The organism is Mesorhizobium sp. M6A.T.Ce.TU.016.01.1.1 (assembly GCF_003997065.1).
GTDB lineage: Bacteria > Pseudomonadota > Alphaproteobacteria > Rhizobiales > Rhizobiaceae > Mesorhizobium > Mesorhizobium mediterraneum.
On sequence record NZ_RZTJ01000110.1, the window covers coordinates 1 to 565 of the forward strand.

The window sequence follows — 565 nt, forward strand, 5'->3', positions numbered from 1 at the left end:
GTCGCCAGCGCTCGCGCGATTTCCAAGCGTCGCCGCTCGCCGCCCGAAAGCGACATGGATGGCGCCTTGCGCAGATGGCTGATGTGGAATTCCTCGAGCAGTTCGTCGAGATTGCGCTCGCGCACCTTGCGGTCCTTTTCGACCACTTCCAGCACGGCGCGGATATTCTGCTCGACATTGAGGCCGCGGAAGATCGACGCTTCCTGCGGCAGATAGCCGATGCCGAGGCGTGCGCGACGGTACATCGGCATCGACGTGACGTCGAAGCCGTCGATCTCGATCGTGCCTTCATCCACCGGCACGAGGCCGGTAACCATGTAGAAACAGGTCGTCTTGCCGGCGCCGTTGGGGCCGAGCAGCCCAACGGCCTCGCCAGCGCGCACGCCGATGGTGACGCCGCTGACGACCTTGCGGCCCTTGTAGCTCTTGGTCAGCCCCTTGGCGATCAGGGTTCCCTTGAACTTTCCCGCATCTACGGTCACCGTGGCCGGCGCCGAAAGCTTGCCGGCGGCCCGTCCCGGAAGACGCGCCGTCAGCGACGACAGGCTGGCCATCAGGGGTTCGT

Annotated in this window: 1 protein-coding gene; it reads right to left on the reverse strand. The window is 65.3% G+C overall.

The annotated features are described in order from the left end of the window. Positions 1-554, reverse strand: a 554-nt coding sequence (locus tag EOC94_RS33480) for an ATP-binding cassette domain-containing protein (RefSeq protein WP_127295884.1), incomplete at its 3' end; no start/stop codon positions are given. Positions 555-565 lie beyond the last annotated feature (11 nt).